A 14,632-nucleotide genomic window follows, 5' to 3' on the forward strand; every position below is an offset into this window, starting at 1 on the left:
TGAAGGTTCAAATCCAGCCGACGATTGTCTGTTGCGGCAGGGGCAGAACGCGTGGCGAAGCGGGAACGTTCCACTTCGTTCGCCGAGATCGCACGCAGCCATATCAAGCCCGATCTATCATCTATCGGAGCAATGTCCGAGGTGACGCTTTAATCTACTAGATTGGTAGAATTTAGAAAAAATAATTTTGCAGCTTGGCGGGCTCCCAGATAAAAGAGCCGCAGAACAAAGCCTGCGGCAGCAGCTTGAATCCGCCTGATATGCGGATGTGGAATATTTTTCTCTTGGCCCTTTGGCTTGCGGAAAACCGATTGCCTCCCGTCAGGGGATGCGCGAGTGGGTTCCTTCAGCTTTTTCGCGTCCGCGCCTAAAACTGCCGAATTGTTCTGGAATCTGTTCGTCATGCCGCACACCAATCCCAAGCTCACCGCGTTCCCGGTCTTCATGCGGGTCGAAGGCGAAGCCGTGGCCATCGTCGGCGGCGGAGGCGAAGCGTTGGCCAAGGCGCGGCTACTTGATCAGTCGAGTGCTGTGCTTCGCATCATTGCCGATGTTGCCGACGCCGAATTGCTGAGCTTCATCGCCACGACCGGCGCCATCCGTATCGACGCCCCCTACGACGCCGCGCATCTCGAAGGCGCGGTCCTGGTGTTTGCCGCCAGCGGCGACGAGACGCTCGACCGCCGCGTCGCCCACGATGCGCGCCGCCTTGGCATTCCGGTCAATGCCGTCGACCGGCCGGAGCTATGCGATTTCTTCACCCCGGCGCTGGTCAACCGCGCCCCGGTCGCCATCGCCATCGGCACGGAAGGCGCGGGTCCGGTGCTGGCGCAGATGCTGCGCAGCCGCATCGACCGCATGCTGTCGCCGTCGCTCGGGCCGCTGGCAGCGCTTGCCGCCTCGTTCCGGGGTGCCGCCGAAAAGCTGCTGCCGAAAGGCAACGCCCGCCGCCAGTTCTGGAGCAGTTTTTTCCAGGGTGCACCGGCGCGCGCCGTCGAAGCCGGCGAGCTTTCGCAGGCGCATGACGCCGCCGCCGATCTGTTGCTGTCGAAGGCTCCGGCTTCGGGCCATATCGCGTTGGTTGGCGCCGGGCCAGGTGCTGAGGATCTTCTGACGCTGCGCGCGCATCGGCTTTTGATGGAAGCCGACGTCATCGTCTATGACGCGCTGGTGCCGGAGGCGATCGTCGCCATGGGCCGCCGCGACGCCGAGCGGCTGCCGGTCGGAAAACGCAAGGGATGCCACACCAAGAGCCAGGCCGAGATCAATGCGCTGCTGGTCGATCTCGGCAGGCAGGGCAAGCGCGTCGTGCGGCTGAAGTCGGGCGACCCGCTCGTGTTCGGCCGCGCCGGCGAGGAGATGGCCGCACTGCGCGATGCCGGCATCGCCTATGATGTCGTCCCCGGCGTCACCGCGGCCTTTGCCGCCGCCGCCGACTTCGAGCTGCCGCTGACGCTGCGCGGCGTCTCCTCGTCGATGGTGTTCACCACCGGCCATGATCTGAAGGGCAATTCGCTGCCGGATTGGGCCAAGCTCGCCATTTCCGGCGCCACCGTCGCCGTCTATATGGGCCGCTCGGTCGCCGCCGAAGTCGCCGGACGACTGATCGAGGCCGGCCTGTCGCCGGACACGGCGGTTGCCGTGGTCGAGAATGCCAGCTTGCAGAACCGCCGCCGTTTCCACGGCACACTGGCCGATTTGCCGTCGCTGGAAGAGCGCGCCGATCTGGCCGGTCCGGTGATGACCATCATCGGCGACGCGGTTGCCGGCGCCAACTTTGAACGTTCCGAGCCGCTCGCGGCCCATAACTATGAGGGCGCCGCCAACGCGGCCGACGCAGAGGTCGAGCCATGAAGATACTGACCGCAAACCGCCTCTCCGACGGCATCGCCGTCTGGTACGCCGATGGCGGCTGGGCCGAGACGGTCGACCATGCCGACCTTGCCCATGACCAAGCGGCAGAGGACAGGCTGGAAGCAATCGGCGCCAAGGCCAACGCCAACAATCAGGTTGTCGACGTCAATCTGATCGACGTTGAAGTCATCAATGGCGTCGTCGTGCCGGTACGCTTGCGCGAAAAGATCCGCGCCGCCGGCCCGACCATCCGGGAAGATCTGGGCAAGCAGGCTGCGCGGGCAGCGTAACAAAATACGGGCGGACGCGCCCTGAAAGACGAAACATGTACCGCTACGATGAGTTCGACCACGATTTTGTCCAGGCCCGCGTCGCCGAGTTCAGCGACCAGGTCGAACGCCGGCTGTCCGGCGAGATCACCGAGGATCAGTTCCGGCCGCTGCGGCTGATGAACGGCGTCTACCTGCAGCTGCACGCCTACATGCTGCGCATCGCGGTGCCCTATGGCACGCTGAACAGCGCGCAACTGCGCATGCTCGGCCACATCGCGCGCAAATACGACAAGGGCTACGGCCACTTCACCACGCGCCAGAACATCCAGTTCAACTGGCCGGCGCTGTCCGACATTCCGGCGATCCTGGCCGATCTCGCCAGCGTCGAGATGCATGCCATCCAGACCAGCGGCAATTGCATCCGCAACGTCACCGCCGATCACTTTGCCGGCGCCGCCGCCGACGAGGTCGCTGATCCGCGCCCCTATGCCGAGATCCTGCGGCAATGGTCGTCTGTGCATCCGGAATTCTCGTTCCTGCCGCGCAAGTTCAAGATCGCGGTGACCGGGGCCGAGCGCGACCGCGCCGCCATCCAGACGCATGATATCGGTCTGCATCTGAAGAAGAACGCCGCCGGCGAGCTCGGCTTTGCCGTCTATGTCGGTGGCGGCCAGGGCCGCACGCCGATGGTGGCGCGCAAGATCCGCGACTTCCTGCCGGAAGCCGACCTGCTGTCCTACTGCACGGCGATCCTGCGCGTGTACAACCTCTATGGCCGCCGCGACAACAAGTACAAGGCGCGCATCAAGATCCTCGTCCACGAGACCGGCGTCGAGGAAATCACCCGCCAGGTCGAGGCCGAATGGCAGGAGCTGAAGGACGCCGAGCTGAAGCTGCCGGAAGCCGACATCCGTGCCATCGACGCCTATTTCGCGCCGCCGGCACTGACCGCCCGGCCGGAAGGCGACGCGGCGATCAAGCTGGCGCGGCTCGATTCCAAAAGCTTCTCGGATTGGCTCGACCAGAATGTCGTGACGCATCGCCATCCCGACTATGCCGCGGTGACGATTTCGCTGAAAGGCATCGGCGAAGTGCCGGGCGATGCCACCGACAGCCAGATGGAAGCGGTCGCCGACATCGCCGAGAAATACGCGTTCGACGAACTGCGCGTCAGCCATGAGCAGAACCTGATCCTGCCGCATGTGGCGCGCGCCGATTTGAAAGCGGTCTACGACGCTTTGGTCGACATTGGCCTCGCGACGGCCAATTCCAACCTGATCAGCGACATCATCGCGTGCCCTGGCCTCGATTATTGCGCGCTGGCGACAGCGCGCTCGATCCCGATCGCGCAGGAGATTTCGCTTCGCTTCGCCTCGCTGGAGCGGCAGCGCGAGATCGGCGAATTGAAGCTGAAGATTTCCGGCTGCATCAATGCCTGCGGACATCACCATGTCGGCCATATCGGTATCCTCGGCGTCGAGAAGAAAGGCTCCGAACTCTACCAGGTGACGCTTGGCGGATCGGCCGACGAGAACACCTCGGTTGGCGAAATCATCGGCCGCGGCTTCTCATCGGAAGAGATCACGGACGCCATCGAGCAGATCGTCGACACCTATCTCGGCCTTCGGCTCGGTCCCAGTGAACGTTTTATCGACGCCTACCGCCGTGTCGGTCCCGCGCCGTTCAAGGAGGCGCTCTATGCTGGCGAAACCAAGGCCGCTTGACCGCATCGTCGACGTCGACGACAGCATCGCCGCCAAAGCGGCGGGCTTCGACGCGCTGTATGGACATCTGAGCCCGCTCGACATCATCGAACGCGCGGCGAGCGAATTGTTTCATGACGAGATCGCCGCCGTGTCGTCCTTCGGCGCGGATTCCGCCGTCCTGCTGCATATGATCGCCAAGGTCGACCGCACGCTGCCGGTCATCTTCCTGGACACCGGCAAGCATTTCGGAGAGACGCTGGGCTATCGCGATGCGCTGGTCGCCGATTTCGGGCTGACCAACATCAGGGTGATCAAGCCCGAAGACGCGGCGCTCGAGCGGGTCGATCCGACCGGCAATCTGCACCAGAGCAATACCGATGCCTGCTGCGACGTGCGCAAGGTCGAGCCGCTGGCGCGCGGCGTCGCCCCCTTCCGCGCCTGGCTGACCGGCCGGAAGCGCTTCCAGGCGGCGACGCGAGCCGCGCTGCCGGTGTTCGAGGCGGTCGGCCCGCGCGTACGCGTCAATCCGCTGGCGCACTGGACGACATCCGACCAGGCTGACTACATGCGCGCGCATGCGCTGCGCGAAAATCCGCTGGTTGCGTACGGCTATCTGTCGATCGGCTGCTTCCCATGCACGCAGCCGGTGCAGCCGGGCGAGGATGCGCGAAGCGGACGCTGGGCCGGTCATGCCAAGACCGAGTGCGGCATCCATCTGTCGGGACTGGAAGTATCGCTGACCGACGCATCCCTTTAAGCTATGGTGATATTCAGGTGAGGCTGGCCTGCAACGGCGGCTTCCGCTCGGAGGCCGCCGGTTTCGTGTGGACCGGCTTTCGCGGACTTTCGATTTTTAGGGCTTTAGGAATTTTCTATGACTGAACAGACCACAGCGGAGACCCGCCTCTGGACCCGGACGGGGTTTCGCGAAGACGAGTGGACACATGCCGAAAGTGCGGATGCACTGGCGGGCAATGGCCGCTTCATCCTGCCGTTGCAGGCATTTCTCGGCCTTGATGCCGAGGTGCGGCGCTCGGCCAAGGAGCGGCTGGGCGTCGCATTGCTGCCGGGCGACCAGCTGGAAAAGATCGTGGATCTGCTCGACCAGCTGTCGCTGGTGGCGCTGGCCTTTCCGGCCTTCAGCGACGGCCGCTCGTTTTCCAAGGGCGAATTGCTGCGCAGCCGCTACGATTTCGAGGGCGCGGTCCGCGCCACGGGCCAGGTGCTCGTCGACCAGCTGCCGCATATGCTGCGCCTCGGCTTCGACGAGTTCGAGATCTCCAACCCGGTTCTGCTGAAGCGCCTCGAAGAAGGCCGCACAGGCGGGCTGGGCCTTTACTATCAGCCGACCGAAGCGTCGGAGCCGAAGGGGCCGAAATACTCCTGGCGGCGCGTTCGCAACAGCTGACGCGACGGTAATTCCGCCTGTCTTTACAAAGACTGTGATCGGGCCTTCTCCTGGCTGTCCGGACGGAAATATCCGCCGGGCGCGAGGGAGGAATCGGCGCTCATCGGCGGCAACACCAATGCACCGTCCATCATGATCGCCGAAAAGGCGCCTGACATGATCAGGGCTGCAAGGTCTGGATGCGCGAGGAGCGCAAGGCTGCCTGAGCCGGTTTTTGGGAGATGCCGCCGCGCCTTCGGTGCGGCGGTTTTTTTCTTTGTCTTACGGAATTCCCAAGCGAAAGCCCGGAAAACCGCCTCACACTTTGCTGGAATTGCTTTTAGGCCAAGGCCCGCGCTTCGCGAAACGAGACCAGCTTGCGGCGGTTCTCGTCCCACAACGCAAGCTTGACGCAGCGCAGGCTGTCGAGGAGCGTGACGCGGCCGATGCCGCGCAGTTCGGGATAGTCGCGCAGCACTTCCTGCAGCCGGTAGCCCGGCACCTTGGCCGAGAGATGGTGCACGTGATGGACGCCGATATTGCCGGTGAACCAGTTCAGCACCGGCGGCAAATCATAATAGGACGAGCCGTGCAGGGCGGCACGCTGGAATTCCCACTCTTCGTCCTTCGCCCATTCCGTCTCCTCGAACTGGTGCTGGACGTAGAACAGCCAGATTCCGGCCGATCCGGCCAGGATCACGATCGGCAAATGGACGATCAGGAAAGCGCCGGGGCCGACCAGCCAGATAAGCAGCGCTGCCGCGACCGCGATGCCGAGATTGGTGGTCATCGACGACACCCAGGGCGTCAGGCCGCCGCGCATCATGCCGACCGGCAGCCTCTGCTCGAAGATGAACAGCCAGATCGGGCCAAGGCCGAACATCACCAGGGGATGGCGGTAGAGACGATAGGCAAGGCGTCCCCGCCAAGACAGCTGCCGGTATTCAGCAACCGTCAACGTCCTGATATCGCCCATGCCGCGCTCGTCAAGATTGCCGGCGCTGGCGTGATGGGTGGCGTGCGCGCGCCGCCAGCAATCGTAAGGGGTCAGCGTCAGCACGCCGAGCGCGCGGCCGATCCAGTCGTCGGCAGTGCGGTTGGCGAAGAAGGAGCCGTGGCCGCAATCGTGCTGGATCATGAAGATCCGCACCAGAAAACCGGCGGCGGGAAGGATCAGGATCAAGCCCCACCAGTGGCCATAGGAATAGGCTGCCGAAGACAGCGCCCACAGCGTAACGAAAGGAATAAGGGTGATGGCGAGTTCAAGAGTGCTGCGTCGCCGGTCGGGCTTCTTGTAGCGCGCCAGGATCTTCAACCAGGCGCGCTTGCTGTTGGCGGCCGTCTCGGGGGAAATCATGTTCATCAGGAAGCATAGGCGGGGCGTCCCGCTGCCGCAAGGAAAAGCTCACGCAAAATTACTGCGCGTAATTGTCGCGCGATAGCATCGCTATTGACGGCGTTGGCCGCCGGCCATGCTGGCTTCTATGCCGTCCAGCCGGTCGAGCAGATCCCGGAAACGGGCGGGAATGTCGGCCTCGGTGCGGAAGGCCGGCAAGGTGCGCAAGAAGCGCGTCGTCGCCTCGGTGCCGAACTGGCGCCTGATGTCGGCGGCGAGCTCTTCGCTTCTGTTGCCAGTATTGCGGTCCATTGTCTCAAATCCTGTGTCGGTTTCAAAACTCCTCCAAGCTTTGAATGGTTCCCCATAGCGGGGTGTTGGCAAGCAAAGGCTGCCGTTACGGTAAAGTTTGAATTAATTTTGAACGTCCTTGCGCCCCGCACCAAGTCCGACGGGCAGCCCGCAACATTGCCTGCTGTGGGGCGTCCTCCTGGGCTTGCCCCTTGATTTTTGGCCGCCAAACCTCGATATCGGGCGCAAATCCAAACCATTCGAATGACGGGAAATGGCGATGAGCGACCAGACAAAAGACGAACGCGCGCCCGAGGATATCGAAACGGCCGAGGCCGAGCGCACGCAAGGCGGCATCGACGGCGACTATGAAGCGCTGGTGCGGCTGCTGAAGGAAAACGAGGAGCTGAAGGACCGCGCGCTGCGCGTCGCAGCCGAGATGGAGAATCTGCGCCGCCGCACCGCCCGCGACGTGCATGATGCGCGCGCCTATGCGGTGGCCAATTTCGCCCGCGACATGCTGTCGGTGTCGGACAATCTGCGCCGCGCGCTCGATGCTATCCCCGCCGAGGCGAAAGCGGCCGGAGATGCCGGCTTCAAGGCGCTGATCGACGGCGTCGAGATCACCGAGCGCGCCATGCTGTCGACGCTGGAACGGCATGGGGTGAAGAAGCTCGAACCGGAAGGTGAGAAGTTCGACCCGAATTTCCACCAGGCGATGTTCGAAGTGCCCAATCCCGATGTGCCGGCCAACACCGTCGTCCAGGTCGTGCAGCCGGGCTATTCGATCGGCGAGCGCGTGCTGCGGCCGGCCATGGTCGGGGTCGCCAAGGGCGGCCCCAAGATCGCGGCCACCGAAGCGCCGGTCGAGCCGGGGCCGGTGAACGAGCAGGCCGAGAAGGATGCGTGAGTAGGGTAGGCAGTAGGGAATAGGGAATAGGGAATAGGGAATAGGGAATAGGGGCAGGCGTATCAATCGCGCGGCTTCGTGTTATTCATACTTTCCCTAATTCCCAATCCCTACTACCTCATGTCCCTGACACCCATCGACCTCCTCGACTATGCCGGCGTCGCCGTCTTTGCCGCGACCGGGGCGTTGGCGGCTTCGCGCAAGCAGCTCGACATTATCGGCTTCCTGTTTCTGGCCAGCGTCACCGGCATTGGCGGCGGCACGCTTCGCGACGTCATCCTCAACCTGCCCGTCTTTTGGGTCGCCAACTCCGGCTATGTGCTGGTTTGCGCGGCGGTTGCGGTGCTGGTCTTCTTCATCGCCCACCGCGTCGAATCCCGCTGGAAATGGCTGCTCTGGCTCGACGCCATCGGATTGGCGGCCTTTTCCGTAATGGGCGCGGCCAAGGGGCTGGCCATCACCGGCTCGCCGGTCGTCTCCGTTGTTATGGGCGTGTTGACCGCCACATTTGGCGGCATCCTGCGCGATCTGCTGGCCGGCGAGCCATCGGTGCTGCTCAGGCCCGAAATCTACGTCACCGCCGCACTCGCGGGCGCCGGCCTCTACACACTTGGCGATCTTGCCGGCCTGCCGCCGCTCGCCTCGGATATCGCCGGCTTCGTCGCGGCTTTCCTGGTGCGCGGCGGCGCGCTGAAATTCGGCTGGACCTTTCCGTCCTACAAGAGCCGCCCGGGACGGCGACCGGAGGATATTCCGTAGGGAGAGGGATTAGGGAATAGGGAATAGGGAATAGGGAATAGGGAATAGGGAATAGGGAATAGGGAATAGGGAATAGGGAATAGTCGGTAGTCAGCAATTCGCGGCAGCCTTCACTACTGCCTACTGCCTACTGCCTCACGCCGCAAAGCGCTGCGCTTCCCCGCCATAATAGTTGACGTAGCGGGCGCCGATTTCCTTGACCGGCATCACCACGAACACATCGACGGTGGAGAACTCACGGTCGATGACGCAGCCGTCGCCGATGCGGGCGCCGACGCGCAGATAGCCCTTGACCAGCGGCGGCATGGCCGCGATCGCCGCCTTGGCGTTGACCGCCTCGATCGGCATCAGATCCATCGAGCAATAGCGGCCGGAGACCGCCCGCACATCCCAGGCGGAGTTGGTCCGGCAGTGATGGGCAAGGTAGGTGAGCGCCTCGGCATGCGCAGCCGGCACCGTGCCAGGGAACGAGGCACAACCGGTCATCACGCCGATCTCATAGTGGTTGATGTAGGCCCAGATGCCTTGCCACAGCGCCTCAATGGTGCGCTTCGAGCGGTATTCCGGCAGCACGCAGGAGCGGCCGAGCTCAAGGAAGCGCTGGCCGGGATGGCGGGCGATCAGCTTGGTCAGTTCGAACTCGCCTTCGGAATAGAAGCCGCCGGCGGTCGCCGCAATCTCTTGCCGCAGCAGGCGGTAAGTGCCGACGATGCGGCGATGCTCGGGGCCGGAGATCGAGGTGTCAAGCACCAGGAGATGGTCGCACAGCGGGTCGAAGCGGTCGGCGTCGCGCCGGTCCTGCGCCTGGAACAGGTCCTTCCTGGCGCCAAGCTCGTCATAAAACACCCGGTAGCGCACTTCCTGCGCGGCGGCGATCTCGGCCTCATTGCGGGCAAGCCGCACTTCGAGATTGCCGATACGGCCCAGCGGTGCGCCTGTTGCGACGGCATCGGCGTTCCGCGCGGCGAGCAAAGCGCCGCCTGCGCTGGGCCGAGTGTCACATTCCGGCATAACTGTATGCACGAGTGATTCTCCTTCGAGCCATCCCTCTTGGCACGGGGATACGGTGTAGGTGCAACAGGATTGTGACAGTACCGTGATACGGCGCGACGGGCAATACTTCGTCGGCTGGCGAAAACCCTCATTCGGCTACCTACGTGACGCGAGGATTGCGCCAGCGTCACCTTGAAGCGCGTCGCGCTGGGACGATTCACGCGACGCGCTTCAAGTCTTTGTTTTGTGCATGTCGTCTTCTCAAAACCGGGGCCATTTTCGAGCGACATGAATTCAGGCGGCCACCTGGCCCTCGACGGCATGGACCAGCGCGTCGGGATCGAGCGGCTTGGTGACAAAGCCGCTGGCGCCATGGGCGAGCACGGTGTGGCGGGTCTTTTCCTGGCTGTCGGCCGAAAGCACCATGATCGGAACCGGCGGCACAGCCATTTCCTCCTCGTGGCGGCGGATGGCGGCGATCGCGTCCAGCCCGTCCATGACCGGCATGTGCAAATCCATCAGCACCACATCGAAGCGATTTTTCAGCCCGGCTTCGGTCACCGCCTCGACCGCGGCCTTGCCATTGCCGACCACTTTCACGCGATGTCCCGCCTTCAAAAGCGTGGCGCGGGCAAGCATGGCGTTGATGTCGTTGTCTTCGGCGATCAGCACCGACAAACCTTGCTGGCGCCCGCCATGGGCACGAAGCGAGGACGCGCCGGTCTTTTCCGGCTTGGGCGGCGGCAAGGCAGGGGCATGACTGGTCAGCAGCACGCGCAGCAGGGTTTCGCCGCGCACCGGCCTCGCCAAGAAGGTGGCGTAGCCGCTGGTGCGGAATTCGCCGAGCATGCCGCGGTCCGTCGGCGCGATCAGCGTGATCGCCTCGCAATCGGTAAAGCCACTCTGGCGCAGGCGCTTGAGCAGTCTGCCGTCGCCGTCCTCCAGGGCCGCGTCGATCAACAGCACATCGCAATGTTCGGCGAAGGGCGTCGCCTGGGAAGCGGTTGCGGCGACGTCGACGGCGCCGCCATGGGCGCGGATGGTGCGGGCGATGGCGTCGGCCTCGACGGCGTTCTTCGACACGATCACGGCGCGCCGGCCGGCCAGGATGTTCTGCCGGTTCTGCGGTGCCTCGGTTGCTCCTGCGGCCGGGATATCGAAGACGAATTCCGATCCCTCGCCAAGCCGGCTCGACACCGAAATGGCACCGCCCATGGCGGCGACCAGGCGCCTCGATATGGCCAGACCGAGGCCGGCGCCGCCATGGGTGCGGGTCGAGGTGCCGTCGGACTGTTCGAACTCCTCGAAGATGCGCTCCATATCCTCTTCGCGCAGGCCAGGGCCGGTGTCGGCGACGGTGAAGCAGATGCGGTCGCTGGTCTCGGTGCGGGCCCGTGCAACCGAAACCAGCACGCCGCCGGTGTCGGTGAACTTGATCGCATTGCCGATCAGGTTGAGCAGCACCTGCCTGACCCTGCCGGGATCGGCCATGATCATCTGTGGCACGTCGGGCTCGACATGACAGCCGAGGCCGATGTTCTTGGCGAAGGCTTTCGCCGCCATCAGTTCGATGATGTTGTCGGCGATTTCGCGCAGCGATGTCGGCTGCGGCTCCGGGTCGAAACGGCCGGCCTCTATCTTGGAATAGTCGAGCAAATCCTCGATGAGCGCCAAAAGGGCGCTGGCCGAGGTCGAGACAGCGCCGACATAGGTGCGCTGCTCGGGCGACAGATTGGTGTCAGCCAGAAGCTTGGCCATGCCCATGATGCCGTTCATCGGCGTGCGGATCTCATGGCTGACGGTGGCGAGGAAGCGCGACTTGGCCTGGCTGGCATATTCGGCGCGCTCACGCGCGGTGATCAACGAGGATTCGGCGCGCTTGCGGGCGGTGATGTCACGGGCAATCGCCCGGTGCGAGACGGCGCCGCTATCCTTGTCGCGCACCGACAGTTCGATCCATGAGAACCAGCGCGGACCGTTCGGGGTACGTATGGAGACGTCGGTGGAACTCAGGCATTCATGATCGGAAAAGGCGGCGTCGGGAACGATACCGACATCGATGCCGAGGTCGGCCAGAGTCCTGCCGGCAAGGTCGCGCTGATCGGTTCCGACGAGGCCGGCGAAAACCATGTTCGCATAGACGATGTGGCCGTCGCGGTCGCGGTGGACGACGAGATCGCCGAGCGCATCGATCAGCCCGCGAAAACGCTCCTCGCTCTCCTGCATCTCCCACATGCGGTCGGCCAGCGTCTCGATCTCGGCGCGGCTGCGCGCGGCGGTTTCGTCGAGCAAGGCCGTCGCGCGGTGGACGGTGCGGCGGTTGCGCAGGTGCATGGCGACGCCGGCAAGGCCGGTCGCCAGCAGACCGAACGTGATGAAGATCGGCGCGCCGGTGAGGTGAGACAGGCCCGCCAGCACGACGCTGGCGACGACCGTCAGGAACAGCAGGCCCTCGTGCGTGGCGCGCGGAAAATCCGGCGCCAGCGGCGGCGCAGCAACATGCTGCCGCTTGGGCGTCGCCGGGTTCGGCCCGTCGATGCTTTCGGCGCGGCTCTTCTCTTTCCTGGCGGACTCCGCGATCATGCGGAAATCCTTGCCAGATAGAGATTATGGAAAAGCGCGGCGGATCGTTCGAATTTTAGCGGTCATGCATTTTTGCCGCCCGTTCTGGCGGCTTCGGGGCCTCACATATCCACGACCATGCGCCCCCTGATCTTGCCCTCGACGATGTCGTGGGCGGCGGCGATGATGTCGTCGAAGCCGATGGTCGTCGACAGGCCGGCGAGCTTTTGCAGATCGAGATCGCTGCCGATGCGGCGCCAGGCTTCGAGGCGCACGGCCTTGGGCGCCATCACCGAATCGATGCCGAGCAGCGAGACGCCGCGCAGGATGAACGGGGCGACGCTCGACGGCAGATCCATGCCACCCGCCAGGCCGCAGGCGGCGACCGCGCCGCCATAGGCGGTCATCGACAGCACATTGGCCAGCGTGTGGCTGCCGACGGCATCGATGCCGCCGGCCCAGCGCTCCTTGGCCAGCGGCTTGGCCGGCTGGGAGAGTTCCTCGCGCGAAATCACTTCGGCGGCACCGAGGTCGATCAGATAGGAGCTTTCGGCGTTGCGGCCGGTCGAGGCGATGACGTGATAGCCAAGGCTGGACAGGATCGAGACCGCGACCGACCCAACGCCGCCGGCTGCACCCGTCACCACCACCGGGCCGCGATCCGGCAGGATGCCGTGCCGCTCCAGCGCCATGACGCTGAGCATGGCCGTATAGCCGGCGGTGCCGACCGCCATCGCATCGTGCGCGCTGATGCCGTCGGGCAACGGCACCAGCCAGTCGCCGTTGACGCGGGCGCGCCCGGCATAGGCGCCGAAATGCGTCTCGCCGACGCCCCAGCCATTGAGGATGACCTTGTCGCCCTTGCGCCAGTCGGCATGCGATGAGGAGAGGACGGTTCCGGCGAAATCAATGCCCGGCACCAGCGGCCAGCGGCGGATCACTGGCGCTTTCCCAGTGATGGCCAGCCCGTCCTTGTAGTTGACCGTCGTCGCCTCGACCGCGACAGTTACGTCGCCTTCCATCAGATCGGCTTCGCTGAAATCGACGATCTCGACCGATTGCTTCTTTTCGGCGTCGCGCGAAACGAGGATGGCTTTGAAGGTTTCAGGCATCTCTTCTCCTCGGCTTCGCAAAGGCTGGCGGTCGGCATTGGCTGGCTCTGGCCGAACTGTGCGGCGACCGTCCGGCGAGGTCAATTGGTCAAAAGAGTCGGGCCGTCAGGCTTCTGGGCCTTGCGGCTTGGCCTCGCGCCGCCAGCCGATGAACTCGTCGAAGACGACCAGCGCCGCGCCGACCGAAATGAAGGCATCGGCAAGGTTGAAGACGGCGAAGGACCATACCGGCGTGTGGAACAATATATAGTCGATGACGTGGCCGTAGACGGCGCGGTCGATCAGATTGCCGATCGCGCCGCCGATGATCAGGGCAAAGCCGATGCGGGCCAGCACATGGCCGGAGGGCGTGCGCGTCGCCAGATAAAGCACGAAGGCAACGACCACGACCGCGATGACGACCAGGCCGGTGTCGCCGAAGGACGAGAACATCGAGAAGGCGATGCCGGTATTGTAGGTGCGAAACAGCGCCAGGAATGGCACCAGGTCGAGCTTTTCCTGGAAGACGAGGCCGGTCTCGATCAGATGCTTTATCCACTGGTCGAGCGCGATTGCCACCACCACCAGCAGCGCATAGGGAGACCATGATTTCACGATGTGGCGTCCTCGGGGGCAAGTTTCAGCGCGCCGCGCCGGATCTCGAACAGCATGATTCCGGTGGCGACCGCCAAATTGAGTGAATCGGCGCGGCCGGCCTGCGGAATCCGCAGCAGCCGGTCGCAGCTTTCCGCCAGATTGTCGGGCAGGCCCTGCTGCTCATTGCCCATCATCAAGAGCACCGGTCCTCGGGAGAAATCGACCGAGCGGTAGTCGACCGCACCCTTCAGATGGGTGCCGACCACCAGGCCCGAGAAGCTGTTTCGCCAAGCCAGAAATGCTTCCGGCGTCGCCTTGGTCACCGGCACGGCGAAGATCGAGCCCATGGTGGCGCGCACGGTCTCGACAGAAAAAGGATCGGTAGTCTCGCCGACCAGGATGACGCCCTTGGCGCCGACGGCATCGACGGTGCGGATGACGGTGCCGAGATTGCCGGGATCGCGCACCCGGTCGAGCGCCACCCAGACGTCGCCGTCGTGAGCGCGGATGTCTCTTAGCGGCAGCAGTTTTTGCCGGAAGACGCCGACCACCATTTGCGGATTGTCACGGCGGGTGATGGCGACCAGCACTTTTTCGGACACTTCGAGCACGGTGCCGCCGGCGGCAACCGTGCGCGCCGCCACCTTTTCGACCGCCGCATTGCCGCGTCCGGCCTTGGCGAAAACCAGCGTCCTGATCGACCAGCCGAGGTCGAGGGCGTCGATGACCAGCTTCAGCCCTTCGGCCATGAAGGCGTTGTGCTGGTCGCGGAATTTCTTCTGGGCGAGCGCCTTGATGTCCTTGATCAGCGGATTGGCAAGGCTGGTGACTTCCTTGACCTGCCCGGGCGCACCTGCGTGCCGCTCATTCATTC

At 64.2% G+C, this 14,632-nt stretch carries 15 protein-coding genes; 7 read left to right on the top strand and 8 right to left on the bottom strand.

The window, feature by feature from the left end:
- Positions 1-149: 149 nt before the first annotated feature.
- Positions 150-404 (bottom strand): hypothetical protein, encoded by a 255-nt coding sequence (locus NKJ57_RS00560; protein ID WP_352510272.1) that lies wholly within the window; start codon positions 402-404, stop codon positions 150-152.
- On the opposite strand from NKJ57_RS00560, the gene cysG reads away from it, so the two are divergent.
- The 5 genes from cysG (at position 403) to NKJ57_RS00585 (ending at position 5,240) form a co-directional block, all read left to right on the top strand.
- Positions 403-1,854 (top strand): siroheme synthase CysG, encoded by a 1,452-nt coding sequence (gene cysG, locus NKJ57_RS00565; RefSeq protein ID WP_023704213.1) that lies wholly within the window; start codon positions 403-405, stop codon positions 1,852-1,854. The two genes, NKJ57_RS00560 and cysG, sit on opposite strands and share 2 nt — an antisense overlap.
- Positions 1,851-2,144, top strand: coding sequence for a DUF2849 domain-containing protein (locus tag NKJ57_RS00570; RefSeq protein WP_023669771.1), 294 nt, complete (start codon positions 1,851-1,853; stop codon positions 2,142-2,144). The genes cysG and NKJ57_RS00570 overlap by 4 nt, the downstream gene beginning before the upstream one ends.
- A 35-nt stretch (positions 2,145-2,179) precedes the next feature.
- On the top strand, positions 2,180-3,850 hold the full coding sequence (locus NKJ57_RS00575; RefSeq protein ID WP_023683051.1) for a nitrite/sulfite reductase: 1,671 nt from the start codon (positions 2,180-2,182) through the stop codon (positions 3,848-3,850).
- Positions 3,825-4,589: a phosphoadenylyl-sulfate reductase gene (locus NKJ57_RS00580; RefSeq protein ID WP_023669769.1), complete on the top strand. Its 765-nt coding sequence runs from the start codon at positions 3,825-3,827 to the stop codon at positions 4,587-4,589. The genes NKJ57_RS00575 and NKJ57_RS00580 overlap by 26 nt, the downstream gene beginning before the upstream one ends.
- A 117-nt stretch (positions 4,590-4,706) precedes the next feature.
- Positions 4,707-5,240, top strand: coding sequence for a DUF934 domain-containing protein (locus NKJ57_RS00585; RefSeq protein WP_023669768.1), 534 nt, complete (start codon positions 4,707-4,709; stop codon positions 5,238-5,240).
- Between the two features lie 319 nt (positions 5,241-5,559).
- Here the strand turns inward: NKJ57_RS00585 and NKJ57_RS00590 are convergent, their stop codons facing one another.
- Complete coding sequence (locus NKJ57_RS00590) at positions 5,560-6,582, bottom strand: fatty acid desaturase (protein WP_023669767.1); 1,023 nt, start codon at positions 6,580-6,582, stop codon at positions 5,560-5,562.
- Between the two features lie 84 nt (positions 6,583-6,666).
- Positions 6,667-6,867: a hypothetical protein gene (locus tag NKJ57_RS00595; protein ID WP_023669766.1), complete on the bottom strand. Its 201-nt coding sequence runs from the start codon at positions 6,865-6,867 to the stop codon at positions 6,667-6,669.
- 259 nt (positions 6,868-7,126) lie between these two features.
- Between NKJ57_RS00595 and grpE the strand changes: the two genes are divergently transcribed.
- On the top strand, positions 7,127-7,756 hold the full coding sequence (gene grpE, locus NKJ57_RS00600) for a nucleotide exchange factor GrpE (RefSeq protein ID WP_023691975.1): 630 nt from the start codon (positions 7,127-7,129) through the stop codon (positions 7,754-7,756).
- 126 nt (positions 7,757-7,882) lie between these two features.
- Complete coding sequence (locus NKJ57_RS00605) at positions 7,883-8,515, top strand: trimeric intracellular cation channel family protein (RefSeq protein ID WP_023683056.1); 633 nt, start codon at positions 7,883-7,885, stop codon at positions 8,513-8,515.
- A 135-nt stretch (positions 8,516-8,650) separates the two neighbouring features.
- On the opposite strand, the gene olsB is transcribed toward NKJ57_RS00605, so the two are convergent.
- The 5 genes from olsB to NKJ57_RS00630 form a co-directional block, all read right to left on the bottom strand.
- A complete protein-coding gene (olsB, locus tag NKJ57_RS00610; RefSeq protein WP_023683057.1) occupies positions 8,651-9,526 on the bottom strand; it encodes a l-ornithine N(alpha)-acyltransferase in 876 nt (291 codons plus the stop codon).
- A 276-nt stretch (positions 9,527-9,802) separates the two neighbouring features.
- Positions 9,803-12,091, bottom strand: coding sequence for a response regulator (locus NKJ57_RS00615; RefSeq protein ID WP_352510274.1), 2,289 nt, complete (start codon positions 12,089-12,091; stop codon positions 9,803-9,805).
- Between the two features lie 101 nt (positions 12,092-12,192).
- On the bottom strand, positions 12,193-13,182 hold the full coding sequence (gene acuI / locus NKJ57_RS00620) for an acrylyl-CoA reductase (NADPH) (protein WP_023669761.1): 990 nt from the start codon (positions 13,180-13,182) through the stop codon (positions 12,193-12,195).
- 105 nt (positions 13,183-13,287) lie between these two features.
- A complete protein-coding gene (gene lspA, locus NKJ57_RS00625) occupies positions 13,288-13,776 on the bottom strand; it encodes a signal peptidase II (protein WP_023669760.1) in 489 nt (162 codons plus the stop codon).
- Positions 13,773-14,630, bottom strand: coding sequence for a TrmH family RNA methyltransferase (locus NKJ57_RS00630; protein ID WP_352510275.1), 858 nt, complete (start codon positions 14,628-14,630; stop codon positions 13,773-13,775). Before NKJ57_RS00630 ends, lspA begins: the two co-directional genes overlap by 4 nt.
- Between the last annotated feature and the right edge of the window lie 2 nt (positions 14,631-14,632).

The sequence above is a fragment of the Mesorhizobium sp. M0077 genome, from assembly GCF_040322955.1.
Taxonomy (GTDB): Bacteria; Pseudomonadota; Alphaproteobacteria; order Rhizobiales; family Rhizobiaceae; genus Mesorhizobium.

Excerpts from the sequence above, each read along its gene's own strand:
- NKJ57_RS00630 (WP_352510275.1), bottom strand. The coding sequence starts at position 14,630 with ATGAATGAGCGGCACGCAGGTGCGCCCGGGCAGGTCAAGGAAGTCACC.
- acuI (WP_023669761.1), bottom strand. The coding sequence starts at position 13,182 with ATGCCTGAAACCTTCAAAGCCATCCTCGTTTCGCGCGACGCCGAAAAG.
- NKJ57_RS00575 (WP_023683051.1), top strand. The coding sequence starts at position 2,180 with ATGTACCGCTACGATGAGTTCGACCACGATTTTGTCCAGGCCCGCGTC.
- NKJ57_RS00580 (WP_023669769.1), top strand. The coding sequence starts at position 3,825 with ATGCTGGCGAAACCAAGGCCGCTTGACCGCATCGTCGACGTCGACGAC.
- NKJ57_RS00560 (WP_352510272.1), bottom strand. The coding sequence starts at position 404 with ATGACGAACAGATTCCAGAACAATTCGGCAGTTTTAGGCGCGGACGCG.
- NKJ57_RS00585 (WP_023669768.1), top strand. The coding sequence starts at position 4,707 with ATGACTGAACAGACCACAGCGGAGACCCGCCTCTGGACCCGGACGGGG.
- cysG (WP_023704213.1), top strand. The coding sequence starts at position 403 with ATGCCGCACACCAATCCCAAGCTCACCGCGTTCCCGGTCTTCATGCGG.
- NKJ57_RS00590 (WP_023669767.1), bottom strand. The coding sequence starts at position 6,582 with ATGAACATGATTTCCCCCGAGACGGCCGCCAACAGCAAGCGCGCCTGG.
- NKJ57_RS00595 (WP_023669766.1), bottom strand. The coding sequence starts at position 6,867 with ATGGACCGCAATACTGGCAACAGAAGCGAAGAGCTCGCCGCCGACATC.
- NKJ57_RS00615 (WP_352510274.1), bottom strand. The coding sequence starts at position 12,091 with ATGATCGCGGAGTCCGCCAGGAAAGAGAAGAGCCGCGCCGAAAGCATC.
- NKJ57_RS00570 (WP_023669771.1), top strand. The coding sequence starts at position 1,851 with ATGAAGATACTGACCGCAAACCGCCTCTCCGACGGCATCGCCGTCTGG.
- grpE (WP_023691975.1), top strand. The coding sequence starts at position 7,127 with ATGAGCGACCAGACAAAAGACGAACGCGCGCCCGAGGATATCGAAACG.
- olsB (WP_023683057.1), bottom strand. The coding sequence starts at position 9,526 with ATGCCGGAATGTGACACTCGGCCCAGCGCAGGCGGCGCTTTGCTCGCC.